This is a genomic window from Streptomyces sp. NBC_01808, assembly GCF_035917395.1.
In the GTDB taxonomy this organism is placed as follows: domain Bacteria; phylum Actinomycetota; class Actinomycetes; order Streptomycetales; family Streptomycetaceae; genus Streptomyces.
Window position 1 is genome coordinate 5,313,241 of sequence record NZ_CP109072.1, and the last position, 26,138, is coordinate 5,339,378.

A 26,138-nucleotide genomic window follows, 5' to 3' on the forward strand; every position below is an offset into this window, starting at 1 on the left:
ACGCACGTGGCGGGTGACTACCAGGAGTGGGAGTGCACCCGCTGCGGCGAGTTGATCTCGGCGACGACGTGACGCGGATATTCGGGGTGGCGGATCCTGTTGCCCGGCCGGAGACGCGTCGAGACAGCCCGAGGCCGGCGCGCCGGGAAGGGCCGTGGCGCCGTCCAGCGCGTCGATGCCCTCCTGTGTTGCTCGCACGAATCAGAAGCGGACGAGGTGGGCGATGTCCTCCTGGATCGCCGACTCGGCGTCGCTCTCACCCCGTCGGGGTCACTCCGCCCTGGCGACGCCCACCGGGCAGCTCACGCCCGTGCCGGCGAGCCTCTGCCGCCGTGTCAACCATGGGCCGCCGTCTCCTGGGTGAACCGGCCCGTGACCCTGGACGCGGTCACAGTGAACTGGGCTTCCCAGGCCACGGACCGGGTCGCATGGAGGCTGAGAACTCTGCTTTTGCTTTCTTCATGGACATTTCACACGGGTGAGATAGAATTGGGAGCGCTCCCATCTGTGTTCTTCAACCGGAATGGAGACCCCCCATGCATGAGCCAAGCCCCTCCGGCAGGCGCTCCCGGCGGGCTGCCCGCCGACCTCTCCAAGCGCTCATCCTGCTGGTTGCCGTGGTCGCCGGCGCACTGGCCTGGACCGGCACCGCCCAGGCTCACGGCACCGTCGTCGACCCGGCAACCCGCGCCTACCACTGCTGGGAAGAGTGGGGAGACGACCACTTGAACCCGGCGATGGAGCAAGAGGACCCCATGTGCTGGCAGGCCTACCAGGCCAACCCCAACACCATGTGGAACTGGATGAGCATGCTCCAGGACGGGCTCGGCGGCGAGTTCGAGGCGCGGATCCCCAACGGGAAGCTCTGCAGCAACAACCTGGAGAACTTCGCGAGCCTGAACAACCCCGGTCCCTGGACGACAACTGACGTCGAGGACAACTTCTCGATCCACCTATACGACCAGGCATCCCACGGCGCCGACTTCTTCCGGGTCTACGTGAGCAAGCAGGGGTTCGACCCCAGGACCCAGAGCCTCGGCTGGGGTGACCTCGACTTCATCACCGAGACCGGCAGCTACCCCCCGGCGTCCGACATCACGTTCCCCGTCCAGACCTCCGGCTACTCCGGACATCACATCGTCTTCACGATCTGGCAGGCCTCGCACCTCGACCAGGCCTACCTGATGTGCAGCGACGTGAACTTCGGTTGAGCCGGGAGGGCCGCACGCACAGCACCCCTTCCAGCCCGGTGCCGTGAGCCCGGCACCGGGCCGGCCAAGCTCCGTTGGGCAGCGTCGCCTGGCCAACGGAGCTTCTGGCTGGGATGACGTGCCCGCATTGGGCCTAATGGGCTTGTTGGGCTGGATGGCCCTGCCAGGCTGTGCGGGTTGGTCACGGTCATGTCAGGAGCCCCTGTGTGCAGATCTCGTGAGTGGCTTTTCGAGCGGATCCCCCGCCACCGTCGGGTGGATCCGGGGGTGCCTGGGGACTTCATCGACGCGATGCTGCTGGCGGATGTGGAAGGGCCGCGCAAGCAGCGGCACACCATCGAGCGGATCGTTGCACGGCTGGTGGCCGAGCATGATTTCGGGCTTGCAGACCGGCGCCGACTCCTACCGGCTCAAGGCCACCGAAGACGAACACCGGGCCGCCCGGTGAGCGCCCCGCTCCGTCAGCGACCCGGAGCTGCAGGCGGAATGACCGGGGCGGGGGGAGGCGTGCACGGTGGTGGGAGGTGAACGCAAGCCGCGCCGGGTCGAGGTAGACAGGTCGGAGGGTTTCGGCGAGCGCTTGCTGGGCGTGCTGCTGGACCGCGCGCACGAAATGCCCCCGCAGATGATCGCCCCCCTGATCGCAGAAGAGGTCGCCGGTATCGGAGGGCGGGACGTCTCGATCCTCCTGCAGGACTACGAGCAGATGCTGCTGGTGCCCCTGCCCGGGCGGCGGCTGGTGGTCGGCGACCCCGAACCCATCGAGGACTCTCCCGCCGGTGACGCCTTCCTCTACGCCAGAGCCGTGGAGGTCGACCAGGACGACGGCGGCGTCCGGATCTATATGCCGCTGCTGGACGGTAGCGACCAGGTCGGGGCCATGAGCGTCACTCTCGATGAGGTGGACGACGACGACCGGCGACTCCTGCGGCGTCTCGCGGGGCTGGTCGCCGACATGATCGTCACCAAGAACGCCTACACCGACCAGTTCTTCGTGGCCCGCCGCCGCGCCCCCATGAGCCTGGCCGCGGAGATCCAGTGGTCGCTCCTCCCCCCGCTGGCGATGTTTGTCCCACAGGTCGAAGTGGCAGGGATCCTCGAACCCGCCTACGCCGCGGCCGGCGACAGCTTCGACTACGCCCTCAACGACGACCTCCTGCACGTGGGCATGATCGACGCGATGGGGCACGGCCTGGACGCCGCGACCATGGCAACGGTGGCCATCGGCGCCTACCGCCACGCCCGCCGCGCCGCCATCGACCTTGCTCAGGTGTACGCGTTCATGGATCAGGCCATCGACGAGCAGTTCGGCCCCGACCACTTCGTCACCGCCCAGATGATGCGCCTGGACATCACCACGGGGCATCTGCAATGGGTCAACGCCGGTCATCCGGCCCCGCTGCTGATCCGCGGCCTTACGGTGGTCGACCGGCTGGAGAGCCCGTCCACGTTGCCGGTGGGCTTCGGCGGGGATACACCGGCTGTCAGCGAGCTGATGCTGCGACGCGGGGACCGGGTCCTGTGCTTCACTGACGGCCTGATCGAGGAACACCGAGGCAAAGGAGAGTTGTTCGGCGAGGAACAACTCATCCACTGGACCAACCACATCATGGGCCAAAACCCGACGGTGCGCGCCGCCACCAGAGCTCTCTCCCATGCTCTGAAACGGGAACGAGGCGGCCTCACCAGCGACGATGCCACCCTCTTCCTCTTCGAATGGCGCGGAGGTGATGCCGACCACCTCGCCGTCTTCGACGACCGGTCGTCCCGGCAGGCCGAGGGAGGACCCGAGGGTACGTGACCACGGCGCGGTGTGACGTAGGCCCGGAACGGTGGGACAACAGCCGCGGGCGCCGCTGTGTGCAACGACAGAGACCGGTTGTCACCTTCCCTGGACGGTGTCAGCATCTCGACAGAGCGCTGCCCGAGAGGAACCGTAGCCAACAACCTATTCAGCACGAGGACAACGGCTCCTGAGCACGTTGCCCCCGCGGCTCCCGATGATGCGGTCGAAACAGCCGCCCGGTCCAGCTCCCGGGTGAAGCCGACAGGGGCGCGAGTCCTCTCCTTAGCGGCGGCGTACAGGGCGTGACTCCCCACCCCACCGCTCGAACGAGGCAGAAGCGAATCAGCCCGTCGGTGCGATGCCTGTGGGGCAGGACGCGCCGGTCGACTGGCCACTTAGCTGTAACTGCGGCGCAAAGTCGGACCGCACTTCCATGAACAAGATTGTGATGCCTCGCACTGACATCGCACTACATGCTGAGCTAGCCAAGGTGTCGAAGCCACTGAGGTCTAGGTGGCGTGTCGAGTGGGCGGTTGTGCCCGACAACATGCCTCAGTGCTGGGTACCTCAGGCAGAGGCAACGGTTCGTCGCTCACCCTGCCTGTGGGTCCCGACCGAAACTGTCAGCCCTCAGCGGGGGCGACGCCGACCGGGCAGCTCACGCCCGTGCCGCCTATGCCGCAGTAGCCGCCCGGGTTCTTGTCCAGGTACTGCTGGTGGTACGCCTCCGCCGGGTAGAAGGGGCGGTCGGCTGCCGGGAGGATTTCTGTGGTGATGTCGCCGTAGCCGGAGGCGGACAGCACCTGCTGGTACGACGCGCGGGACGCGTCCGCCGCCTTCGCCTGGGCGGGGGTGTGGGTGTAGACCGCCGAGCGGTACTGCGTGCCGATGTCGTTGCCCTGGCGGAAGCCCTGCGTCGGGTCGTGGGACTCCCAGAACAGCTTGAGCAGCTCGTCGTACGAGACCACCGCCGGGTCGTACACCACCCGGACCGCCTCCGTGTGGCCCGTCCGGCCCGAGCAGACCTCCTCGTACGTCGGGTGCGCCGTGTGTCCGCCCTGGTAGCCGACCAGGGTCGTCCACACGCCCGGCGTCTGCCAGAAGTTGCGCTCGGCGCCCCAGAAACAGCCCAGGCCGAAGTCCGCGACCTCCAGGCCCTCCGGGTACGGGCCCTCCAGAGGGTTGCCCAGCACCGTGTGGCGCTCCGGGACGGGGAAGGCGGGCGCGGGGCGGCCGGGAATCGCCTCGTCCTTGGTCACGAGGTGGTTCTTGTGGCGGTTCAGGAACATCTCCGGCCTCCTCCGCTGACGCTGCTGATTACCCTCTCCAAGAACGTATCGCGCACCTCTGACATTCCCCGCCCCCTCACTTCAACGCCGCGCCCCTGCCGCCCTCGTACCCCGCCACCGCCAGCGCCCGGTACGCCGCGTACTCCGCCGCCGGCTGCTCGCTCAGCGACCACGGGAGCGCGCCCACGTACCCGTCCACGTGGCGCATCTGCTCCAGCGCCTCCTCGTACCGTTCCGCCCGGACCAGGAAGCACGCCAGCAGGTGCCGTACGTGCGGCAGCATCGGGTGGTCCGCCGGGGCGTGGTGCACCGCGTACTGCGCGCCCTCGATCGCCTGCCTGACGACCTCGCCCTCGTACAGCCCCCGCACCAGGTTCGCCTCCGGCAGGTGCTCCCAGACCGCGAACAGCGGCAGCGCGGGCAGCAGCTTCCCCGGCCCCGCCGAGGCGGCTGCGCGCTGCGCGAAGTCGTACGCCGCCTCCCTGGAGCCGTGCCACTTCTCGCACGCGTACTGCAGCGCCGCGAGGTGCGCGCCCATGTGGTCGCCCGCGCGCTGTTCGACCGTGTGCCACAGCTCCTCGAAGTCCGCCTCGCGGTAGTGCGCCCCGCGGGCGATGGCCAGCTCGATGATGTACGGCATGGGGCTGCCCGGCGCCAGCATCGCCGCCTCCGCGCAGACCTTCTTCGCCTCCTCCAGGATCACCGGGAACTCCGACGCCCCGGCCCCGGCCATCCACGCCTGCCGTACCAGGAACTCCGCGTGCACCTCGGCCCCGCCGACGTCCTTGGGCTTCTCCGCCCGCCACGTGCGCAGCCACGCCCCGCCCTCGCCCGGCGCCTGCGCCAGCTCGAAGGCCGCCGCGCCCGCCAGCGTCTGCACCCGCTGCCAGCGCAGTTCCCACTCGTCGTCGGTGAGCGCGAGGAGCCGGGAGGCGGCCTGCCAGTCCTGGTCCTCCTGCAGCTCCCGCAGGACCTCGGCGAGCTGCGGGTCGGGGCCGGGCAGGCGGACGTCGAGCTCGTCGACGGGGACGAAGCCGTAGCTTCCGGCCGGGTCGACGGCCCGTGCGTTCGACTGCAGCACCTCCCGGCCGCCCCGGGCACGCCGCAGCAGGGGCACGGCGACCCATGCGATCAGGGCGATGGCGAGGAGTGCGAACAACAGTTCCATTAATGTGTCCTGGGTTCTCAAAGAGGGTGCGGGCCGGGCTGGTACACGTACGGGTCCTCCCCTCCAGCAAACCAGACCGCCGCGCGCAACGGCCCCCCTCCAGGGCTTATCCTCGGGCCGCATGAGCCAGCCCAGCTTCGAGACCGTCGCCATCCACGCGGGCCAGGAGCCCGACCCGGCGACGGGCGCGGTCGTACCGCCGATCCACCAGGTGTCCACGTACAAGCAGGACGGGGTGGGGGGCCTGCGCGGAGGCTACGAGTACAGCCGTTCCGCGAACCCCACCCGCACCGCCCTGGAGCAGAACCTCGCCGCGCTGGAGGGCGGGGCCCGCGGCCTCGCGTTCGCCTCCGGCCTGGCCGCCGAGGACTGCCTGCTGCGCACCGCGCTCACCCCCGGCGACCACGTGGTCATCCCGGATGACGCGTACGGTGGCTCCTTCCGGCTCTTCGCGAAGGTCGCGGCGCGCTGGGGGGTGGAGTTCTCGGTAGCGCACACCGGGGACCCGGCGGCGGTACGGGCCGCGCTCACCGACCGTACGAAGCTGGTGTGGGTGGAGACGCCCAGCAACCCGCTGCTCGGCATCACCGACATCGCCGCCTCCGCCGCCGTCGCGCACGAGGCCGGCGCCCTGCTCGTCGTCGACAACACCTTCGCCAGCCCCTACCTGCAGCAGCCGCTGGCACTCGGCGCCGACGTCGTCGTGCACTCCACGACCAAGTACATGGGCGGGCACTCGGACGTCGTCGGCGGCGCGCTCGTCGTGGCCGACCGCGAGCTGGGCGAGCGGCTGACGTTCCACCAGAACGCGATGGGCGCGGTGGCCGGGCCGTTCGACGCCTGGCTGGTGCTGCGCGGCATCAAGACGCTGGCCGTACGGATGGACCGGCACAGCGCCAACGCGGCGCGCGTCGCACACATGCTGGACCGGCACCCCCGCGTGACGCACGTGTACTACCCGGGCCTCGAAGACCACCCCGGCCACGAGACGGCCGCGAAGCAGATGCGCGAATTCGGCGGCATGGTGTCGTTCCGCGTCGAGGGCGGCGAGGAGGCGGCGGTCGAGGTCTGCAACCGGGCTCGGCTCTTCATCCTCGGGGAGTCGCTGGGCGGCGTCGAGTCGCTGATCGAGCACCCGGGGCGGATGACGCACGCCTCGGCGGCGGGGTCGCCCCTGGAGGTGCCGGACGACCTGGTGCGGCTGTCGGTCGGGATCGAGTCGGTGGACGACCTGCTGGCGGACCTCACGCAGGCCCTGGGCGGCTGAGGACGGGACGCACCGGGCCCGGACATGCCCGGCCCGCACGCACCGGGCCCGGACGGACCGGGCGCGGGCCTCACGGCCTCCGTTTACGCACCATCCCGATGCCGCCGGGCCGCCCCGCCTCCCGCGGGCCGGCCCCGCGGCCTCACCAGCCGTCGAAGTCCGGCGTCGTCTGTGCCGGGTGGTCCACCCACGCGCCGCTCACCGCGGCCCACACCGTCAGCGCCACCAGCGCCGCGACGAGCAGCAGCCACACCCCGGACCGCAGCAGCGTCCGGCGGCGCAGCAGCCGTCGGCCGCGTGCGGCGGCCAGGTCGGCGAGCTGCGGCGGCACGGCGGGGTGCGGCCCGTCGAGGAGGTCCCGTACGGCCTGCTCCTTGCGGGCGGTGATCGAGATCACGACGTCGCCACCTCCCGTCGCGTACGCCCCGGGGCCGGCGTGTGCCGGCTGAGCATGGCGGCGCTGGCCCGCATCAGTATCTGGTGGACCCGCTCGGGCGGCAGCCCGAGTGCGGCCGCGGTCTGCTCCTCGGCGACGCCCTCCGACATCCGCAGCACGAGCACCAGCCGCTCCTGCGGCGACAGCCGGTCGAGCAGGCCGCCGGAGGTGCGCCGGTAGCGCCAGGCGGTCTGCGCATAGCGGGCGACGAGTTGCTGCCGCGCCGTCTCGTACGGATCCTCGCCGCGCAGCCGGTCCCAGCGGGCGTACGTGCGGGCCAGGGCCTGGGTCAGCAGCCGTTCGGCCTGCGGGGCGGCGTCCGGCGGTTCGGCGGTGAGCAGTTGGGCGGCATGCAGGAGCCGGCCGGCCGCGCCCGCGCAGAAGGTCTCGAACTCCAGGGCACGGCGGCGCCGTTGTGCCGAGCGCCGCTGACGCACAGCGCTGCTCCCTTCACCGCCCTCGAACCAATAGGACGGCAGCCGGGCGCCGTGGTCAAGACGTCGGCAGCACCGAACGTCGTCGGAGCGCCTGACGTCGTCAGCCGCCCCCGTCCCGCGGACCGCCCAGGCCGTCCCGGCCGTCCCGCTCTGCGTTCTCCTCGCCGTTCTCCTCCCCGTCCTGCCGGCCCGGCTGCCGGCCCTCCTGCTGCCCGGCGTTGGCCTGCGAGACCGAGGTGTTGAACCGCGTGAGCAGGGTGCAGAACGTGGCCCGTTCCATCGGCGTCCAGTCGGCGGTCAGCCGTGCGACCAGCTCGCGCCGCGAATCCTGCACCTCGTGCAGCCGCGCTCTGCCGTGCGGCGTCAGCTCCAGCACGACCGCGCGGCCGTCCTCGGGGTGGGTGGCGCGCTTGACCAGCCCGCCGTCGACGAGCGGCGCGACCTGCCGGGTCACGGTCGAGGAGTCGATGCCCATGCCGGCGGCGAGGGCCTTGACGCCCGTGGGGCCGTGCTGTTCGAGGCGGTTGAGCAGCAGGTAGGCGGCGCGGTCCATCGTGTTGCGCATCTGCCCGGTACCGGCGAGGCGCGTCTGCTCGGCGCGGCGGGCGAAGACGGCCAACTGATGCTGCAGGTCGTTCAGCAGGTCGGCCGGTGCTGGGGTGTCGGTGGGAGGAGGCGGGGAGGGCATGGACGGTGCTCACTTCGTGAGGACGTTCACTGGCTGCGGATCTGGCTGCCGCCACGGACACGGCGGCAGGGTCTGCGGTCTGGTGGCTGCGGATAAGGGGGGCGGGCACGGACACGGGCGCGGGTCGGTCCGTAGGACAGGGGATGAGCATCGGATTCGAACTGGGCCACAGATTACGCGGCCCCGCAGGTTGCCGTACGGCCTGTGGAAAACCCCCTGTGGAAAACCCGGCGTCATCTCAGCGTGCGAGACTGTGGCCATGAGCGCAGCCGCGGCCGGTGCCGTCAGTCTGGACGACGTTCGCGACGCACAGAACATCCTCGCCGGCATCGCACGGGTCACTGCGCTGGAGGGCAGCAGGTTCCTCTCCCGGCTGGTCGACGCGCCGGTCCATCTGAAGTGCGAGAACCTGCAGCGGACCGGTTCCTTCAAGCTCCGCGGCGCGTACGTGCGCATCGCCGGGCTCGGCGAGGGACAGCGCCACCGCGGCGTGGTCGCCGCCAGCGCCGGTAACCACGCGCAGGGCGTCGCCCTGGCCGCATCGCTGCTGGGCGTGCGCTCGACGGTCTTCATGCCGGTCGGCGCCCCGCTCCCCAAGGTGGCCGCGACGCTGGACTACGGCGCGGACGTACGGCTGCACGGGCAGGTGGTCGACGAGACCCTGGAGGCGGCGGAGTCGTACGCCGCGGCGACCGGCGCCGTCCTCATCCACCCCTTCGACCACCCCGACGTGGTGGCGGGCCAGGGCACGGTCGGCCTGGAGGTGCTGGAGCAGTGCCCCGAGGTGTCGACGATCGTGGTGGGGATCGGTGGCGGCGGCCTGGCGGCCGGGATCGCGGTGGCGGTGAAGGCGGTCCGGCCCGACGTGCGGATCATCGGCGTGCAAGCGGAGGACGCGGCGGCGTATCCGCCCTCGCTCGCGGCAGGGCGGCCGGTGGCGCTGGAGTCGTTCGGGACGATGGCGGACGGCATCCAGGTCGGCAAGCCCGGCGACGTCCCCTTCAAAATCATTGGCGAGTACGTGGACGAGGTGCGTACGGTCTCCGAGGACGCGCTGTCCGCCGCGGTACTGCTGTGCCTGGAGCGGGCGAAGCTGGTCGTCGAGCCGGCCGGAGCGGCTCCGGTCGCCGCGCTGCTGTCCGATCCGAAGGCATTCGGAGGCGGTCCGGTGGTGGCGGTGCTCTCCGGCGGGAACGTCGATCCGCTGCTCGTCCAGCGCATCCTCCGGCACGGCATGGCGGCGGCGGGGAGGTACCTTTCGCTGCGGCTGCGCGTGACCGACCGCCCGGGGGTGCTCGCGACGCTGCTGGGGGTGTTGTCAGAGGCGGACGCTAACGTCCTCGACGTGAGCCATGTGCGGACGGATCCGCGCCTCGGGCTCACAGAGGCCGAAGTCGAGCTACAGCTAGAGACGAAGGGGCGGGAGCACTGTGATCGGGTGCTCGCTGCGCTCCGGAAAGCCGGGTACACGGTGACTGCCTGACACACACGAGTACGACGAGCACGAAGCGCTGCCCGACGCACACCACGCCCCACGGGCATCACGCGTCACGGAGCGCCCCCGCGCACGACGCACCGGACGCGCGCCGCGGAGCCGCAGTCCCGGCCCGTACGCAACGACGCGCATCGGCGCACACACCCCCCAGCCCACCCTTCACCCACCCCACGCGGCTCTGTCACTCGCGACTTGACGCGATATATCGCGTGTTCTATTCTCCTGCTGTTGTCCGCTCGTCCGCCCTTGTCTGACATTTGTTGAGAAGTGCCGCCAGACCGTCCAACACCACCGACTTCCATCCAACCTGGGGAGATCTCTATGCCAGGCGCCATCCACGCCGAAGGGCTGGTCAAGCACTTCGGCGATGTGCGGGCACTGGACGGCGTCGATCTCGACGTCCCCGAAGGCTCCGTTCTCGGTCTGCTCGGTCCCAACGGGGCCGGCAAGACCACCGCCGTCCGTGTGCTGACCACGCTGCTGCGACCCGACGCCGGGCGCGCCGAGGTCGCGGGGATCGACGTCCTCAAGCATCCGAACGAGGTGCGCAGGTCCATCGGCCTGTCCGGCCAGTTCGCCGCGGTCGACGAGTATCTGACCGGCCGCGAGAACCTCCAGATGGTCGGCCAGCTCTACCAGTTGAGTTCGCGCGACGCCAAGGCGCGCGCGGCCGTGCTGCTGGAGCGGTTCAACCTCGCCGACGCCGCGGACCGCACCGCCAAGACGTACTCCGGCGGCATGCGCCGGCGGCTCGACCTGGCCGCCGCGCTCGTCGTCGAGCCGCCTGTGATGTTCATGGACGAGCCGACCACCGGCCTCGACCCGCGCAACCGCCAGCAGCTCTGGGACGTTATCCAGGAGCTGGTCAAGGGCGGCACGACCCTGCTGCTCACCACGCAGTACCTGGAAGAGGCCGACCACCTGGCGCACGACATCTGCGTCATCGACCACGGCCGCGTCATCGCGCGCGGCACCTCCGACGAGCTCAAGGCCCGGACCGGCGGCGAGCGCGTCGAGGTCGTCGTGCACCAGCGCGACCAGATCTTCGCCGCCAGCGAGGTCCTCGGCGCCCTCGGCCAGGGCGAGGTCACGGTCGCGGACCACACCCGCAAGCTCACCGTGCCCGTCAGCGGCGGCGCCCGGCTGCTCGCCGACGTCATCCGGGACCTGGACGAGCGCGGCATCGCTATCGACGACATCGGGCTGCGCCGTCCCACGCTGGACGACGTGTTCATCTCGCTCACCGGCCACGCGGCCGAGGCCGAGGACGGGAACGGGAAGGCCATCGAGGACGGCGACCCACGGGCCGCCGCCGACGCCGCGAAGGAGACCGACAAGTGACCGCCTCGACCGCCCCGGCGCGCCCCGGACCCACGGCGCCACCGTCCCTGGGGGGTGTCGGCCAGTCCGCCCGCGACTCACTGGTCGTCGCCAAGCGCAACCTGCTCCGGATGTCCCGGATCCCGGAAGTCGTCATCTTCGGCCTGATCCAGCCGATCATGTTCGTGGTGCTGTTCTCGTACGTTTTCGGCGGCTCCATGAACGTCGGCGGCAGCACGAACTCCGAGGTGTACCGCGAGTTCCTGATGGCCGGCATCTTCGCCCAGACCGTCACCTTCGCCACCGCGGGGGCGGGCGCCGGCATAGCCGAGGACATGCACAAGGGGCTCATCGACCGCTTCCGGTCGCTGCCGATGGCCCGCGGCGCGGTCCTCACCGGCCGCACCCTCGCCGACCTGGTGCAGACCGCGCTGACGCTGGTGGTGCTCGCCCTCGTCGCCGCGCTGGTCGGCTGGCGGTTCCACGAGGGCCTGCCGAAGGCGCTGGCCGCGTTCGCCCTGCTGCTCCTGCTGGGCTACGCCTTCACCTGGGTCGGGGCGCTCATCGGGCTGTCGGTGCGTACGCCCGAGGCGGCCACGTCCGGCGGTCTGGTCTGGCTGTTCCCGGTGACGTTCGTCTCGAACGCCTTCGTGGACTCCACCAGGATGACGCCCTGGCTGCGGCACATCGCCGACTGGAACCCCTTCAGCGCGACCGTGCAGGCGTGCCGCGAGTTGTTCGGCAACCCGGGCGTCAGCCAGTCCGACGCCTGGCCGATGCAGCACCCGGTGCTGGCCTCGCTGATCTACTCGGTCGCCATCATCGCGATCTTCCGCACGCTGGCGGTGCGGAAGTACCGCAACTCCGCCGGGTAACGCGCCCCGCGGCGCACGTCGAAGCCCCCGGTCCGGGAACCTCGGTTCCCGCCGGGGGCTTCGCGATGGGCTGCTGCCTCCGACGCGCGGTCAGGCTGCGTACGGCTTGGCGTTGAGGATCGTCACCATCGCCTTCTTGCCGTTCGGCAGCTCGTAGCTCGCTTCCTCACCGATCTTCTTGCCGTTGACTCCCATGCCCAGCGGCGACTGCGGCGAGTACGTCTCGACGTCCCCGCTCGCGTACTCCCGGGAGGCCATCAGGAAGGTGAGGGTGTCGCTCTCGTCACCGTCGAAGGCGATCGTGACGACCATCCCGGGCTCGACGACACCGTCGTCCGGCGGGGCCTCGCCGACCTTCGCGTTCTCGAGCAACTGCTGAAGCTGGCGGACGCGCAGCTCCTGCTTGCCCTGCTCCTCCTTGGCCGCGTGATACCCGCCGTTCTCCCGCAGGTCACCCTCCTCGCGAGCCGCCTCGATCTTCTTGGCGATCTCGGTGCGTGCGGGACCCGACAGGTGCTCCAGCTCGGCCTTGAGCTGGTCATACGCCGCCTGGGTCAGCCAGGTGACGTTGTCGCTGGTCTGGGTCACAGGTGCTCCTTGTCGGTGGTGGTTCTGGTGCTGGGGGAACTTCTCATGCGTCTGTGATGCAGCAATCGCCCTACCCAGAAGAATTGCGCCTTCGTGGGTGGGGCGAAACCACGATCGTAACAATTCCGGCAGCGAGACGGCGACCGTTATCGCTCGTCGGCCGCCTTGCAGCCGACGAGCTCGGCGTTGGCGCCGCGCGCGGTGGTCCGGATCGACACCACGGTGTCGACGCGGGTCTTCTGCTCGTCGATGCGCACGTCGCGGACGCCGACCTCGGACTTGTCCGCTGCCAGCGAACGCAGCGTGCACACGGCGTCGACGTCGGACTTCTTGCGGACCTCGATGTGCGCCTGGACCTCGGTGTCGGACATCACCTGGAAGCGGATCAGCTCCCCGGACGCCTTCGAACCGGCCGTCGCGTCGACAGCGCCCCAGGCCACGAAGCCGAGCAGCCCCGCGCCGAGCACGGCGCCGATGACTTTCAGCCGCCTGTCGGCACGGGCGTCGGCCGAGCGGCCGTAACGGCCCTCGGGCAGCGTTTGGGGCACACCGGCCATGATGGTCCCTCCCGGCAGAGCGGCTGGCTGCGGCTGACGGCGGAATGAATTGTCAGTCCGCTCAGTCACTATAGAAGCCGGCCTAGACGACCTGTTACCGAGGATTGAATCTGTGAGCGATGACCTGCGGCTGATGGCCGTCCACGCACACCCCGACGACGAGTCGAGCAAGGGTGCGGCCACCATGGCCAAGTACGTCTCGGAGGGCGTAGAGGTCCTGGTCGCCACCTGCACGGGAGGCGAGCGGGGGTCGATCCTGAACCCGAAGCTTCAGGGCGATGCCTTCATCGAGAAGAACATGCACGAGGTACGGCGCAAGGAGATGGCCGAGGCGCGGGAGATCCTCGGCGTGAAGCAGGCGTGGCTGGGGTTCGTCGACTCCGGGCTGCCGGAGGGGGACCCGCTGCCGCCGCTGCCGGAGGGCTGCTTCGCGCTGCAGGAGGTCGACGAGGCGGCGGAGGCGCTCGTCCGGCTGATCCGCGAGTTCAAGCCGCAGGTCATCACGACCTACGACGAGAACGGCGGCTATCCGCACCCCGACCACATCATGACCCACAAGATCACGATGGCCGCCTTCGATGCCGCCGGCGACCCCGCGCGCTACCCGGACGCGGGCGAGCCCTGGCAGCCGCTGAAGGTCTACTACAACCAGGGCTTCAACCGGCCGCGGACCGTCGCGCTGCACGAGGCGATGCTCTCGCGCGGGCTGGAGTCGCCGTACGGGGAGTGGCTGGAGCGGTGGAAGGAGTTCGAGCGCAAGGAGCGCACGATCACGACGTACGTGCCGTGCGCCGACTTCTTCGCGATCCGCGACAAGGCGCTGATCGCGCACGCGACCCAGATCGACCCCGACGGGCCGTTCTTCAAGATCCCCATGGAGGTCCAGCAGGAGGTCTGGCCCACCGAGGAGTACGAGCTGGCGAAGTCGCTCGTGGATACTTCCCTCCCCGAGGACGACCTCTTCGCCGGCATCCGCGACAATTGAGCGTGTGAACACCACATTGGCTGCCGATCTCGTCCCGCTCGCGGAGGAGCTCGACAAGAACAAGGTCACGCCGGGCGTCCTCGGCTTCATCGTCTTCGCGCTTCTCGGCGTCGCGGTGTGGTTCCTGCTGAAGAGCATGAACCGGCATCTGGGGCAGGTCGACTTCAAGGAGAAGACCGACCGCGGCGACGCCGGTCCGGGGGGCTCCCGCCCGGAGGGCGAGGGCCCGGGAGACGGGGGCGATCCGCGGGACGACGCGCCCCGTGGGGACGCACCGCGCGGGTCGGCCCCGCGCGGTGACGCGCCCCGCGGCGGCGCCCCGCGCGACGACAGCCCACGGGGCGAGTCGCCGCGCACCCCGGCGCCGGCGGAGAGCCCGGCCGCCGACAAGCAGCCGGCCGGCCGCCGCCGCTGACGACAGCCGGCGGGCACGGTCCCCGGGCCGACACGGGCCAGTGGCGCCGAGCCGGGGACGCCGGGCGCGGTCAGCGCCCGGCCACGCCGTCGCCCCTGCCTGAGCGTCGCCGGCCGCGGGCCTGTGGTCAGTGGCAGGCTTCCGGGCCGCCGGTCAGCCTGCCGGCCGCCGGTCAGCCCGCCAGGGCGCCGTCGCCCGCGGGGGCCGTGCCGTCCAGCGGGACGCCCATGACCTCCCGGGCGTGCCGGCTCGGGACCATCCCCAGGCGCCACGCCTGCCAGCCCGTCTCCGGCTCCACGCCCCGCTCCAGCACGAGCTGGAACGTCTCCGCGTAGTCCTCCAGCGCCGGGTCGACCACTCCGCGGCGTCCCGCGGTCACCGTACGCAGCTCGTCCAGCAGCTCCGACAGCTCCTGCTGCGCCACCGCCGCACCCACCACCGAGCCGCCCGGCGAGGCGAACGGCAGCAGCGTGCAGCGCAGGAACCGCGCCCACGTGGCCCCCCGCCGGTCGCCGATGCCGCCGAACAGGTCTATCGCCGTGTCCACCAGCTCCAGCGCCTGCCCCGCGCGGCCGTTGCCCGCGTCGATCACCGCCAGCTCGATGCAGGACCACGCCTCGCCGTGGGCCACGCCCACCCGGTGGAAGTCCTGCCTGGCGTCCTGGAGCAACTGCCGGGCGAAGCCGCTGTTGCGCAGCGTGCCGGTCTGCTCGGCGCGCAGGTCGCGGGTGACCCGCGCGGAGTGGTGCCGCGCGCAGGCCAGCCCGTACACGTCCCGCATGCGGCTGAACATCGAGCGGGACCGCTCCAGCGCCCGCACCGCCGACTCCCGCTTGCCCGCGCCCTCCTGGGCCTGCCCCAGGTAGTACAGGGTCCAGGCCTCACCGCGCGCGTCGTCGTTCTCCCGGTGCCGGGCGAGGGCCGCCTTGAGCTGCGTCACGGCCGTGGCCGGGTCGGCGGCGACCAGCCGGGCGCGGGCGAGCTGGGTCATCGCCCAGGCCTCGCCGCGGCCGTCGCGGGTGCGTGCGTACTGCTCCAGGGCCTCCTCCAACTGCACCTCGGCCCCCGGGACGTCGCCCATCCGCAGTCGCACCTGGCCGAGCTGGAAGTGCGCCCACGCCTGGCCGTGCACGCTCTCGCTCTCCTGGTGCAGCGCGAGCGCCTGCTCCAGCAACGTCAGCGCGTCGCCCAACTGGGCGCGGTCGCGCAGCACGGCCGCCAGCGCGTGCAGCGTCCAGGCGCGGTCGCCGCGCATGTTCTCGCCCTGCTGTATCTGCAGGGCCTCGCGCAGCTTCGCCTCCGCCTCGCGCAGGCTGCCCTGCTGCTGCAGGGTGATGCCCAGGTCGCGCAGGGCCCGGGCGGCGCCGGCGGAGTGCTGCGCCTCGCGGTAGAGGTCGACCACGGAGGACAGCGTGGAGCGGGCCTTGTCCAGCTCGCCGAGCTGCCGGGCGGCGACGCCCGTACGCCACTGCACCGAGCGCATCAGCAGCCCCTGGTCGGCGGCCTTGGTCAGCTCGTTCAGCTCGCCGAGGCGGTACAGGTCGCCGCGCAGCAGGCAGTAGTCCGCGAGGGCGCCCAGCAGATGCAGCACGGTGGCCTGGTCCACGCCCTCGGCGTGCCGCAGGGCGGCGGTGATGAAGCTCTGCTCGTCGTCCAGCCAGCGCAGCGCGGAGTCCAGCGAGGTGAAGCCGTGCGAGCCGAACCGGTCGGCGCGCGTCGACGTACGCCCGTCGACCAGCCGGATCACCGAGTCGGCCAGCTCCGCGTAGCTGCGGATCAGCCGCTCGTGCGCGGCGGCGCGCACCTCGGGGTCCTCCTCGTCGAGCAGCCGGGCGTACGCGAAGCGGCGCACCAGGTCGTGCACCCGGAAGCGGGAGCCGCGCACGTGCTCCACCAGCCCGGCGCGGGCCAGCGCTGTCAGCCGCTTGCCGGCCTCCTCCTGGCCGACGTCGAGGAGCGCGGCGCAGGCCGCCGCCCCCAGGCTCGCCCGGCCGACCAGCGACAGCCGGCGCAGCAGCGCCCGGGTCGGCTCCGCCAGGTCGCCGTAGCGCAGCCACAGGGCGCGCTCCACAGGACCCACCGGCCCGTAGGCGTCCAGCGCCTCGGCGAGCCCGACGAGGCTGCGCCCGTCCAGCGCGGAGCCCGCGATGCGCAGCGCCAGCGGCAGCCCGCCGCAGAGCATCCCGATGCGGTCGGTGGACTGCGCGTCGTACGGGTCGGCGGAGCGCTCGGCGCCCTCCTTCCCCTGGGCCATGGCGCTCAGCAGCTCCTCGGCCGCGGTCGGCTCCAGGCCCTCGACCGGCATGTGGTGCACCCACGCGTCGAGGTCGTCGGGCAGCTCCAGACGCTCCCGCGAGGTCACCAGCACCAGGCTCTCTGAGCGCTCCGGCACCAGCAGCCGGACCTGCTCGGCGTCGACCGCGTCGTCCAGCACTATCGACACCGGCAGCGACGTCAGATGCTGGTGGTACAGCTCGATGAGCCGGCGCAACTGCGCGTCGTGCGCCGGGCGCTCGCGGAACATGAGCTGGTCGCGCGGGGCACCGAGGCGGTTGAGCAGGTGCAGCAGCGCGTCCCGGGTGGGCAGCGGGTCCTCGCCCAGGCTCTCCCCGCGCAGGTCCACCACCACGGCGGCGCGGAACTGCTCGCGCAGTTGGTGAGCGGCGCGGACCGCGAGCGTGGTGCGCCCGGCGCCGGGCGGGCCGTGCAGCAGGACGACGGTCGGCTTGGTCTCCGTGCTGGCGCGGCCCTGCTGCACCCAGCCGGCGATCTGGGTGAGCTGCGCCTTGCGGCCCACGTACACCGGGGAGGCTTCGGGCAGTTGGCGGTAGGACTGCTCCAGGGTGGCCCGCTGCCGCGCCTCCTGGCTGCGGTTCCGGCGCGACTGGGGCTCGCGGTCCGTACCCCCGCCGCCGGCCGTGCTCGGTCGGGGGCCGTCGGCGGCGGGCTCCGGGCGGCTGCCGGTGCGCGTGGCGGCCGAGATCATCCGCTGCTGGTCGAAGAAGGGCCGCACGCCGCGCAGCTCCAGAGCCGTCAGCCACTGCAGCCGGAGCTGCTCCGGGCCGCCGGGCTGCCGGGCGGCGCCCGAGCGCGTGTTGCCCGAGAGCCAGTGGGCCAGGCCGATCTGCACCAGGCCCGCGGCGAGCCCGGCGAGGCCGGCCGCCACCCCGGTCCAGAGCGCGGCCGTGGAGCCCAGACCCTCTTCGGCGGAGACGAGCAGGGCGATGGCGGCGGCGGTGAGCGTCGCCGTCACGGCGGGCCCGGTCGACTGCGGGGTGAAGCGCTCGGCGAGCGAGCGCCTGCCGGCGGCGGCCTCGTCCAGCGCGCGCACATACGCCCCGTACTCCTCGGCGGCGCGCTCCGCCATGTCGTCCAGCGCCGCCCGCGCCCGGCCGAGCAGCACCACGCCGTCGGTCCGGCCACCGGAGCGGCGCACTTCTTCCTCCACCGCGCGGGTGAGAAGAAGCTCCGCCTCCCCCCGATGCTTGTCGCGCAGTCGGGACGCTGTGCCCGGCATGTGCTCCCCTCCCATACCCGTCGCTCGCTCGTGCAGTTGACTTGCACTGCCAAGTCTTCCGCGTTTCCCGGGCATTCGGCATCCCCCTGTGGATAACTCGGCCGGATGACGCGGTGAATGAAGAGCTGATATCACCGCGTACCCGGTCCTCGAGCGGAATTGGGAGCGGGGAAAACACGGACCGGCGGGTACGACGCCGTTGTCGTACCCGCCGGTCCGGTCGTCCGCGTACCAGGTCAGCCCAGGCGGTTGACCAGCGCGCGGTACTCGTCCCACAGCTCCTTCGGAGTGTGGTCGCCGAAGGTGTCGAGGTGCGCGGGGATCAGCGCGGCTTCCTCGCGCCAGACTTCGGGGTCCACGGAGAGCAGGAAGTCGAGCTGCTCGTCGGTGAGTTCGAGCCCGTCGAGGTCCAGTGCGCCCTTGGCGGGCAGCACCCCGATGGGGGTCTCGACGCCTTCGGCCTCGCCGTTGAGCCGTTCGACGATCCACTTCAGCACGCGGCTGTTCTCGCCGAACCCGGGCCAGACGAACGATCCGTCCGCGTCCTTGCGGAACCAGTTGACGTAGTAGATCTTCGGCAGTTTCGCGGCGTCCGCGGAGGCGCCGACCTTGAGCCAGTGGCCGAAGTAGTCGCCCATGTTGTAGCCACAGAAGGGGAGCATGGCGAACGGGTCGCGGCGCAGCTCGCCGACCTTGCCCTCGGCGGCGGCGGTCTTCTCGGAGGCGACGTTGGCGCCGAGGAAGACGCCGTGCTGCCAGTCGAAGGACTCGGTGACCAGCGGCACCGCGGTGGCGCGGCGGCCGCCGAAGAGGATGGCCGAGATCGGCACGCCCCTGGGGTCCTCCCACTCCGGCGCGATCGTCGGGCACTGCGCGGCCGGCACCGTGAAGCGGGCGTTGGGGTGGGCGGCGGGGGTGCCGGACTGCGGGGTCCAGTCGTTGCCGAGCCAGTCGGTGAGGTGCGCCGGGGGCTCGTCGGTCATGCCCTCCCACCACACGTCCCCGTCGTCGGTGAGGGCGACGTTGGTGAAGACGGAGTTGCCCCACAGGGTCTTCATGGCGTTGGCGTTGGTGTGCTCGCCGGTGCCGGGTGCGACGCCGAAGAAGCCGGCCTCGGGATTGATGGCGTACAGCCGGCCGTCCTCGCCGAAGCGCATCCAGGCGATGTCGTCGCCGATGGTCTCCACGGTCCAGCCGCGGGTGGTCGGCTCCAGCATGGCGAGGTTGGTCTTGCCGCAGGCCGAGGGGAACGCGGCGGCGACGTACTTGGCCTCGCCGCGCGGCGGGGTGAGCTTGAGCACCAGCATGTGCTCGGCGAGCCACCCCTCGTCGCGCGCCATGACGGAGGCGATGCGCAGGGCGTAGCACTTCTTGCCCAGCAGGGCGTTGCCGCCGTAGCCGGATCCGTACGACCAGATCTCGCGGGTCTCGGGGAAGTGCGAGATGTACTTCGTCGAACTGCACGGCCAGGGCACATCCTGCTGCCCGGGCTCCAGGGGTGCGCCGACGGAGTGGACGGCCCTGACGAAGAAGCCGTCGTCGCCCAGCTCGTCGAGGACCGCGCGGCCCATGCGCGTCATGGTGCGCATGGCGGTGGCGACGTACGCGGAGTCGGTGATCTCAACACCGAGCGCGGAGAGCGGGGAGCCCAGGGGGCCCATGCAGAAGGGGACGACGTACATGGTGCGGCCGCGCATGGCGCCGCGGAAGAGGCCGCCGTTGCCGGAGTTGCCGGTGAAGACCTCGCGCATCTCGGCGGGGTCCATCCAGTGGTTGGTCGGCCCGGCGTCCTGTTCCTGCTCGGAGCAGATGAAGGTACGGTCCTCGACCCGCGCGACGTCGGTCGGGTCGGACGCGGCGTAGTACGAACCGGGCCGCTTGACGGGGTCCAGCTTCGTGAACGTGCCCTTGGCGACGAGCTCGGCGCACAGGCGGTCGTACTCCGCCTGGGAGCCGTCGCACCACACGATCTCGTCGGGCTGGGTGAGGTCGGCGATCTCCTGGACCCAGGAGAGGAGCCCTTCGTGCTTGGTCGGGGTGGTCATGAGTGCTGCTTGCTCCAGATGTAGAGGATTTGGGCTGGTTCTTCTCTGATGTCACATCTATCTGGTTTTCAAGACCGTTACCCCTTGGGGGTGCCGACCCAGTCGCCGCTCATATGAGCCCATCCGGTGTCGGGTGTGCGCTCGTTTGATGATGAGGTAGCTCAGACGTCATGTCCAGCCGGCTCCTGCGTGAACAGCGCCACTCCCGGGCCGCAACCTACGGACGCGTCGGTAGCATGGGCGGATGAGTGCGACGGGCGAGGGAGAGCTGCAGCGGGTCGCGAATGCCGCGGCCGCCGTGCTCAAGCCGCGGCTGCGCGGCTGGTTGCACGCGGTGATGTTCCCGGCGGCGCTGTTCGCGGGCGTGCTCCTGACGGCGATGGCCGAGAGCCCGCGCGGCCGGCTCGCCTGCGCGGTCTACACCTTGACGGCCTGTCTGCTTTTCGGGGTCAGCGCGCTCTACCACCGCGGCGACTGGGGCCCCCGGGCCACGGCCGTGCTGCGCCGGCTCGACCATGCGAACATCTTCCTGATCATCGCGGGCACCTACACGCCGTTCACGATCCTGCTGCTGGAGGGCGGCAGGCAGCAGGCGCTGCTCTGGTTCATCTGGGCGGCGGCGCTGGCCGGGATCGCGTTCCGCGTGCTGTGGGTCGGTGCGCCGCGCTGGCTCTACACGCCCTGCTACATCGCGATGGGCTGGGCGGCCGTGTTCTTCCTGCCGGACTTCATGCGCGCGGGTGGTATCGCGGTGCTCGTCCTGGTCGTCGTGGGCGGCGTGCTGTACAGCGCGGGCGGCGTGATCTACGGGATCAAGCGGCCCAACCCGTCGCCGCGTTGGTTCGGCTTCCACGAGGTCTTCCACTCGTTCACGCTGGCGGCGTTCGCCGTCCACTACGTGGGGATCTCGCTCGTCGCGTACCGCCACGCCTGAGCCGGGCGGGGGAGTTCGTGCCAGCCGTCCGTCTGTCCGGGTGATCTGCTCGTGTCGCTTCTGTACTTCGGGGCGCAAAAGCCGCGGGGGTGCTGTTATTCGGTGCGAACTACCACCCCCCGCTCCTCGTGGAGGCAGAAATGCGCATCCGTATGCTCGCCCGCTCCCTGGCCGTCAGCGCCGTCGTGGTCGGTCTCGCCGGTGCCGGTGCGGCTTCGGCTCAGGCCAGCGCGCACCCGAAGTCCGGCAAGCCGTGCTGCAGTAAGTCGTACTACAACAAGTCGTTCAACAAGATCCACAAGGAGAACAACAAGTTCCACAAGTCGTTCAACAAGATCCACAAGACCTGGAACAAGGTCGACGTCGACGTCGACATCGAGAACAAGATCAACAGCCGTGTCTCTGGCAACAAGTACACGGAGATCAGCCCGTCGGCGACGGTGGTGTTCGGCCCGCTGCAGAGCTTCAACCGCTAGGCGACGATCCCGGGTCCGGCCCGCACCTCCTCCTGCGCGGGCCGGACCTTTGCTGTTGCCTCCGCGTTTTTCCTGTGTGGGTCGCCTGTGGCCCTGGCGCTCGATTCTGCGAGTTGCTACCTTTTGCGAGTGACTTCCAAAAGGCGCTGGTGGGCTCTCGGCGGGCTCGTCATGTCCGTGCTCGTGCTCGGGTTCGACCTGACGATCCTCAATGTCGCGCTGCCCACGATGGCGGCGGACATCGGGGCCGACACCGGCGAGCTGCAGTGGATCGTCGATTCGTACGCGGTGGTGTTCGCCGCCTGCATGCTGCCCGCGGGGCTGCTGGGGGACCGGTTCGGGCGCCGCCGGATGCTGGTGGCCGGGTTGGTGATCTTCCTGGCCGGCAGTCTCATAGGCCCGTTCGTCTCCAGTCCGGAGGCGGTGATCGTCGCGCGTACGGTGATGGGCCTGGGCGGGGCGCTGATCATGCCGCTCGCGCTCTCGGTCATCCCCACGCTCTTCGACGACGACGAGCGTACGAAGGCCGTCGGCGCGGTGACCGCCGGCATGGCCGTCGGCATGCCCGCGGGGCCGCTGCTGGGCGGCTGGCTGCTCGACCACTTCTGGTGGGGCTCCATCTTCGTGCTGAACATCCCGCTGGTGGCCCTCGGCATCGCGGCGGCGCTGCTGCTGATACCCGAGACGCGCGACCCCTCGGTGCCGCGGGTCGACCCGGTCAGCACGGTGCTCAGCGTCCTCGGCCTCGGCGGGCTGGTCCTCGGCGTCATCGAGGGGCCGACGCGGGGCTGGGGCGATCCGCTGGTGGTGGCGCCGCTGGCCGGCTCGGCGGTGCTGCTCGGCTGGCTGGTGCTGCGGGAGCGGCGTGCGGTCCGGCCGATGCTGGACCTGGAGTTGCTGGGCAACAGCGCCTTCCGGTGGAACGCGATCGTGGCCGTGCTCGCGACCTTCGTCATGGCGGGGCTGCTGTTCGTGCTGCCGCAGTATCTCCAGGCGGTGCTGGGCAACGACCCGTTCGGCACGGGGCTGCGGCTGATGCCCCTGATGGCGGGGCTGCTGGTGACGGCGCGGGCGGCGCCGCCGCTGATGGCCCGGTTCGGCTCGCGGGTCGTGGTCAGCGCGGGGATGGCGGTCTTCGCGTTCGCCATGCTGCTCGGCAGCCGTACGGACGTGTCCGACGGGTACGGCTTCACGGCGGTGTGGCTGACCGTCACCGGCTTCGGCCTGGGGTTCGCGCTGGTGCCGACCATGGACGCCGCCCTCGGCGCGCTGCCCGCGAGCCGCGCGGGCAGCGGTACGGGGCTGCTGACCACGCTGCGGCAGGTCGGCGGCGCCATCGGGGTCGCCCTGCTGGGCAGCCTGCTGAACGGGGTGTTCACGGACCGGCTGGACACGGAGGGGGTGCCGGGGGCCGCGGCGGAGAAGGCGCGGGAGTCCGTGGTCGCGGCGCACGCGGTCGCCGAGCGGCTGAGCGCACCGCGGCTCGCGGAGTCGGCCGACTCCGCGTATGTGCACGGCATGGGCCTGGCGTTGCTGGTCTGCGGAATCGCCGCGCTGCTCACGGCGGTCGTCACCGCCGTCCGGCTGCCCGACGGCGGGCGAGGGGAGAACCGGGGATACGGGAGCCCACGGAAGGAGGGGACGACAGGCCGCGACGCCGGAATAGCCGCAGCCAAGGGCGGTACAGGACAATGAGGAGCATGGCCTCCTCCCGTACCTCCGCCGCCCCACCCGTCGCCGCCTCCCAGGCGGCTTCGGTCGCCGAGGCCGGGCTCGGTCTGCGCGAGCGCAAGAAGCTGCGCACCCGCCAGGCGATCCGGCAGGCGGCGTACCGGCTGATCGGGAAGCAGGGGTACGAGCAGACCACCGTCGAGCAGATCGCCGAGGCCGCCGAGGTCTCGCCGAGCACCGTCTTCCGGTACTTCGCGACCAAGGAGGACATCATCCTGACCGACGAGTACGACCCGGTGCTGGAGCAGGCCATCCTCGACCGGCCGGCGGACGAGCCGCCGCTCGTCGCGCTGCGGGAGGCGGTGGTCGCCTCACTGCGGCTGCTGTACGACGAGTTCCGGCCCGAGTTCGTGCTGCGGATGCAGTTGGTGCGCGAGGTGCCGGCGCTGCGGGCGCAGATGCACCAGGGCATGGACCAGAACGTCGAGTTGCTGTGCAGGGTGCTCTCCGAGCGCACCGGGCGGCCGAGGGACGACTTCGAGCTCCGGGTGGTGGTGGGGGCGATCTTCGGGGCGCTGACGCAGGTGCTGTTCGAGTGGGTGGACCGAGGGCCGGAGGGCGACTTGGTGGAGACAGTCGACCGGGCGCTGGCGGTGCTGGAGCGCGGCCTGACGCTGTGAGGCGCGTCCGCACGCTGTGAGGCGTGCCCGCGTCTCAGCCCTGCGGGGGTGCGGCCGGGGTCAACTGGGCGCGTAGCTCTTCGGGCCCGGTCACCGGGGCGGCGCAGACGAAGTGGCGGCAGACGTACGCGGCGGGAGCGCCGTCGACCAGGGGGCGGTCCGCGAGGAGGGGGACGGCGTCCGGATCCTCGGGCAGTGCGGCGGCGTGCTGTGCCGCAGCGGGTTCCGCGGTCGCGCCTGCCCCCTGCGCCTCACCCGTACCGGAGGGCGGCCCGGTGGCGACCACCGCGCCGGGGGCGGGGGAGAGGAGGGCCGTGCGGTGGAGTTCCGCGCGGCGGGGGTCCTCCGGGGAGCCGACGACGGCGATCTCCCGAGGGCCGTCCAGCGCCGCCTCCGCCGCCGCGAGGCCCCAGCCGACGAAGCGGGGCGCCCGCGGGCCCAGCTTCGCCACGATGCCGAGGGCCTGTTCGGCGGCCTCGCGGTGCCGTTCGCTGCCGGTGTACGCGGCGTAGGACAGCAGCGCCGCGGCGGATGCCGTCCAGCCGGACGGCGTCGGGTTGTCCGTCGGGTCCTGGGGGCGCCGGATGAGCTGTTCGGCGTCGTCGGCGGTGTCGTACAGCGTGCCGCCCTCGCCCCGGAACCGGTCGAGCACGGTGTCGAGCAGCAGCCCGGCGAGGTGCAGCCACGTGCCCTCGCCGGTGACGGCGGTGAGCGTGAGGAAGCCCTCCGCCACGTCGCCGTAGTCCTCCAGCACGCCGGCGTTGTCGCCGGCCGCGCCGCCGCGCGAGGTGCGGACGAGCCGGGCCACCGTGCCGGGTCCACCGGTGCCGTCCGTCATGTGCACCCGTACCAGCAGGTCCGCCGCGGCTACCGCGGCGTCGACCAGGTCCGGCCGGTCGAAGTACGCGCCGATCTCGGCGAGGGCGGCGATGGCCAGCCCGTTCCACGCCGTGACCACCTTGTCGTCGCGGAACGGCCGGGGCCGTTCCGCCCGCGCCGCCGCCAGCCGCTCCCGTACGGACGCGATCCGCCCGGCGTCGACCGGCATCCCGGTGTCCGGCAGTTGCAGCACCGAGGCGCCCTCCTCGAAGGTCGCCGCCTCCGGCGCCCCGGGCACGCCGTAGTACGTACCCGCCAGCGCCGCGTCCTCCGCGCCGAGGACCTCGCGCAGCTCGCCGGGCGTCCACACGTAGTACGCGCCCTCGGCGTGCCCGCCGCCGTCCGGCCGGTCGCTGTCGGCGTCCAGCGCGGAGGCGAAGCCGCCCTCCTCGGTGTGCAGTTCGCGCACCATGAAGTCCGCGGTCTCCAGCGCCACCCGCCGGGCCAGCTCGCTGCCGGTCGCCCGCCAGAGACGGGCGTAGACGCGGGCCAGCAGGGCGTTGTCGTAGAGCATCTTCTCGAAGTGCGGTACGACCCACTCCGCGTCCACCGAGTAGCGCGCGAAGCCGCCGCCGAGCTGGTCGTAGATGCCGCCGCGGGCCATCGCCTCGCAGGTGGCCTGCACCATCTCCAGGGCCGCCGCCGACCCGGTGCGGGCGTGGTGGCGCAGCAGGAACTCCAGCACCATCGGCTGCGGGAACTTCGGCGCGCCGCCGAACCCGCCCCGTACCGCGTCGAACTCCTTGGTGAGCTCCAGCAGCGCCGCATGCACCTCAGCCGCCCCGGGCGCCCCGCCCTCCGCCGCGCCGAGCGTCCGCCCGGCAAGATCGGCGGCAACCCGCGCCGCCACTTCGGCAACCTCCCCCCGCCGATCCGCCCACGCCGCCGCAACCCCCCGCAGCACCTGCCGGAACGACGGCATCCCGCCCCGCGGCCGCGGCGGAAAGTACGTCCCGAAGTAGAACGGCTCCGCATCGGGCGTCAGAAACACCGTCATCGGCCACCCACCCTGCCCGGTGGCAGCCTGCACCGCCTCCATGTACACGGCGTCGACGTCGGGCCGCTCCTCGCGGTCGACCTTGATGCTGACGAACCCGGCGTTCAGCTCCGCGGCGGTCGCCTCGTCGGCGAAGGACTCCCGCGCCATCACATGACACCAGTGACAGGAGGCATACCCCACCGACAACAACACGGGCACATCCCGCCGCCGCGCCTCCTCGAAGGCCGCCGGCGACCAGGGCCACCAGTCGACGGGGTTGTCGGCGTGCTGAAGCAGATAAGGCGAGGTCACACCAGCCAACCGGTTCATACGGCCCAGCCTCTCACAGCGCCCGTCCCGGCCAACGAAGCCGCACGACCTCAATCCCGCTCGCAGAACCGCGCCGCATCGAAGATCGTTCCTTCCCGGAAGTGGGCGCC

22 protein-coding genes are annotated in these 26,138 nt (G+C 71.4%); 12 read left to right on the top strand and 10 right to left on the bottom strand.

What is annotated here, in order from left to right:
• Positions 1–605 precede the first annotated feature (605 nt).
• Together OG946_RS23700 and OG946_RS23705 are read left to right on the top strand one after the other, a co-directional pair.
• Positions 606–1,211 carry a lytic polysaccharide monooxygenase auxiliary activity family 9 protein gene (locus OG946_RS23700; RefSeq protein WP_326800353.1) on the top strand — a complete coding sequence of 202 codons (606 nt, stop codon included), beginning with the start codon at positions 606–608 and terminating at the stop codon, positions 1,209–1,211.
• 514 nt (positions 1,212–1,725) lie between these two features.
• Positions 1,726–3,012: a PP2C family protein-serine/threonine phosphatase gene (locus OG946_RS23705; RefSeq protein WP_326798024.1), complete on the top strand. Its 1,287-nt coding sequence runs from the start codon at positions 1,726–1,728 to the stop codon at positions 3,010–3,012.
• Positions 3,013–3,620: 608 nt separating this feature from the next.
• Here OG946_RS23705 and msrA read toward each other — a convergent pair.
• Complete coding sequence (msrA, locus tag OG946_RS23710; protein WP_326798025.1) at positions 3,621–4,286, bottom strand: peptide-methionine (S)-S-oxide reductase MsrA; 666 nt, start codon at positions 4,284–4,286, stop codon at positions 3,621–3,623.
• 76 nt (positions 4,287–4,362) lie between these two features.
• Positions 4,363–5,454: a hypothetical protein gene (locus OG946_RS23715; RefSeq protein ID WP_326798026.1), complete on the bottom strand. Its 1,092-nt coding sequence runs from the start codon at positions 5,452–5,454 to the stop codon at positions 4,363–4,365.
• Positions 5,455–5,575: 121 nt separating this feature from the next.
• Here OG946_RS23715 and OG946_RS23720 point away from each other — a divergent pair, with 121 nt between their 5' ends.
• Positions 5,576–6,721, top strand: a complete 1,146-nt coding sequence (locus OG946_RS23720; protein WP_326798027.1) for a cystathionine gamma-synthase — start codon at positions 5,576–5,578, stop codon at positions 6,719–6,721.
• 142 nt (positions 6,722–6,863) lie between these two features.
• Here OG946_RS23720 and OG946_RS23725 read toward each other — a convergent pair whose 3' ends face one another.
• From OG946_RS23725 to OG946_RS23735, 3 genes are all read right to left on the bottom strand, one after another.
• Positions 6,864–7,118, bottom strand: coding sequence for a hypothetical protein (locus tag OG946_RS23725; RefSeq protein WP_047017744.1), 255 nt, complete (start codon positions 7,116–7,118; stop codon positions 6,864–6,866).
• Entirely contained in the window at positions 7,115–7,594 is a 480-nt protein-coding gene (locus tag OG946_RS23730; RefSeq protein ID WP_326798028.1) for a sigma factor-like helix-turn-helix DNA-binding protein, read from the bottom strand. Before OG946_RS23730 ends, OG946_RS23725 begins: the two co-directional genes overlap by 4 nt.
• Before the next feature lie 100 nt (positions 7,595–7,694).
• Positions 7,695–8,282, bottom strand: a complete 588-nt coding sequence (locus tag OG946_RS23735) for a MarR family winged helix-turn-helix transcriptional regulator (protein WP_326798029.1) — start codon at positions 8,280–8,282, stop codon at positions 7,695–7,697.
• 259 nt (positions 8,283–8,541) lie between these two features.
• On the opposite strand from OG946_RS23735, the gene ilvA reads away from it, so the two are divergent.
• The 3 genes from ilvA to OG946_RS23750 all read left to right on the top strand — a co-directional run bounded on the left by ilvA (position 8,542) and on the right by OG946_RS23750 (position 11,972).
• Positions 8,542–9,765, top strand: a complete 1,224-nt coding sequence (ilvA, locus tag OG946_RS23740; RefSeq protein ID WP_326798030.1) for a threonine ammonia-lyase — start codon at positions 8,542–8,544, stop codon at positions 9,763–9,765.
• A gap of 333 nt (positions 9,766–10,098) precedes the next feature.
• Positions 10,099–11,118, top strand: a complete 1,020-nt coding sequence (locus tag OG946_RS23745; protein ID WP_326798031.1) for an ATP-binding cassette domain-containing protein — start codon at positions 10,099–10,101, stop codon at positions 11,116–11,118.
• A complete protein-coding gene (locus OG946_RS23750) occupies positions 11,115–11,972 on the top strand; it encodes an ABC transporter permease (RefSeq protein WP_442814462.1) in 858 nt (285 codons plus the stop codon). Before OG946_RS23745 ends, OG946_RS23750 begins: the two co-directional genes overlap by 4 nt.
• 90 nt (positions 11,973–12,062) lie before the next feature.
• Here OG946_RS23750 and greA read toward each other — a convergent pair whose 3' ends face one another.
• Positions 12,063–12,560 (bottom strand): transcription elongation factor GreA, encoded by a 498-nt coding sequence (gene greA, locus OG946_RS23755; protein WP_125936802.1) that lies wholly within the window; start codon positions 12,558–12,560, stop codon positions 12,063–12,065.
• A 146-nt stretch (positions 12,561–12,706) separates the two neighbouring features.
• Entirely contained in the window at positions 12,707–13,117 is a 411-nt protein-coding gene (locus OG946_RS23760) for a DUF4307 domain-containing protein (RefSeq protein WP_326798032.1), read from the bottom strand.
• A gap of 112 nt (positions 13,118–13,229) precedes the next feature.
• Between OG946_RS23760 and mca the strand changes: the two genes are divergently transcribed.
• Together mca and OG946_RS23770 are read left to right on the top strand one after the other, a co-directional pair.
• The gene (gene mca / locus OG946_RS23765) at positions 13,230–14,102 is read left to right on the top strand and encodes a mycothiol conjugate amidase Mca (protein WP_101421931.1); all 873 of its coding nucleotides are present in this window, start codon (positions 13,230–13,232) and stop codon (positions 14,100–14,102) included.
• A gap of 4 nt (positions 14,103–14,106) precedes the next feature.
• Complete coding sequence (locus tag OG946_RS23770; protein ID WP_326800481.1) at positions 14,107–14,517, top strand: hypothetical protein; 411 nt, start codon at positions 14,107–14,109, stop codon at positions 14,515–14,517.
• 172 nt (positions 14,518–14,689) lie between these two features.
• On the opposite strand, the gene OG946_RS23775 is transcribed toward OG946_RS23770, so the two are convergent.
• Positions 14,690–18,034 carry a tetratricopeptide repeat protein gene (locus OG946_RS23775; RefSeq protein ID WP_326798033.1) on the bottom strand — a complete coding sequence of 1,115 codons (3,345 nt, stop codon included), beginning with the start codon at positions 18,032–18,034 and terminating at the stop codon, positions 14,690–14,692.
• Between the two features lie 236 nt (positions 18,035–18,270).
• Positions 18,271–20,079 (bottom strand): phosphoenolpyruvate carboxykinase (GTP), encoded by a 1,809-nt coding sequence (locus OG946_RS23780; RefSeq protein WP_326798034.1) that lies wholly within the window; start codon positions 20,077–20,079, stop codon positions 18,271–18,273.
• A gap of 244 nt (positions 20,080–20,323) precedes the next feature.
• Here OG946_RS23780 and trhA point away from each other — a divergent pair, with 244 nt between their 5' ends.
• The 4 genes from trhA (at position 20,324) to OG946_RS23800 (ending at position 23,840) form a co-directional block, all read left to right on the top strand.
• Positions 20,324–21,013, top strand: coding sequence for a PAQR family membrane homeostasis protein TrhA (gene trhA, locus OG946_RS23785; protein WP_326798035.1), 690 nt, complete (start codon positions 20,324–20,326; stop codon positions 21,011–21,013).
• Between the two features lie 140 nt (positions 21,014–21,153).
• Complete coding sequence (locus OG946_RS23790; RefSeq protein WP_326798036.1) at positions 21,154–21,489, top strand: hypothetical protein; 336 nt, start codon at positions 21,154–21,156, stop codon at positions 21,487–21,489.
• A 171-nt stretch (positions 21,490–21,660) separates the two neighbouring features.
• The gene (locus tag OG946_RS23795) at positions 21,661–23,184 is read left to right on the top strand and encodes an MFS transporter (RefSeq protein WP_442814638.1); all 1,524 of its coding nucleotides are present in this window, start codon (positions 21,661–21,663) and stop codon (positions 23,182–23,184) included.
• Positions 23,185–23,189: 5 nt separating this feature from the next.
• On the top strand, positions 23,190–23,840 hold the full coding sequence (locus OG946_RS23800; protein WP_326798038.1) for a TetR/AcrR family transcriptional regulator: 651 nt from the start codon (positions 23,190–23,192) through the stop codon (positions 23,838–23,840).
• 34 nt (positions 23,841–23,874) lie between these two features.
• Here the strand turns inward: OG946_RS23800 and OG946_RS23805 are convergent, their stop codons facing one another.
• Positions 23,875–26,028 carry a thioredoxin domain-containing protein gene (locus OG946_RS23805; RefSeq protein ID WP_326798039.1) on the bottom strand — a complete coding sequence of 718 codons (2,154 nt, stop codon included), beginning with the start codon at positions 26,026–26,028 and terminating at the stop codon, positions 23,875–23,877.
• Between the last annotated feature and the right edge of the window lie 110 nt (positions 26,029–26,138).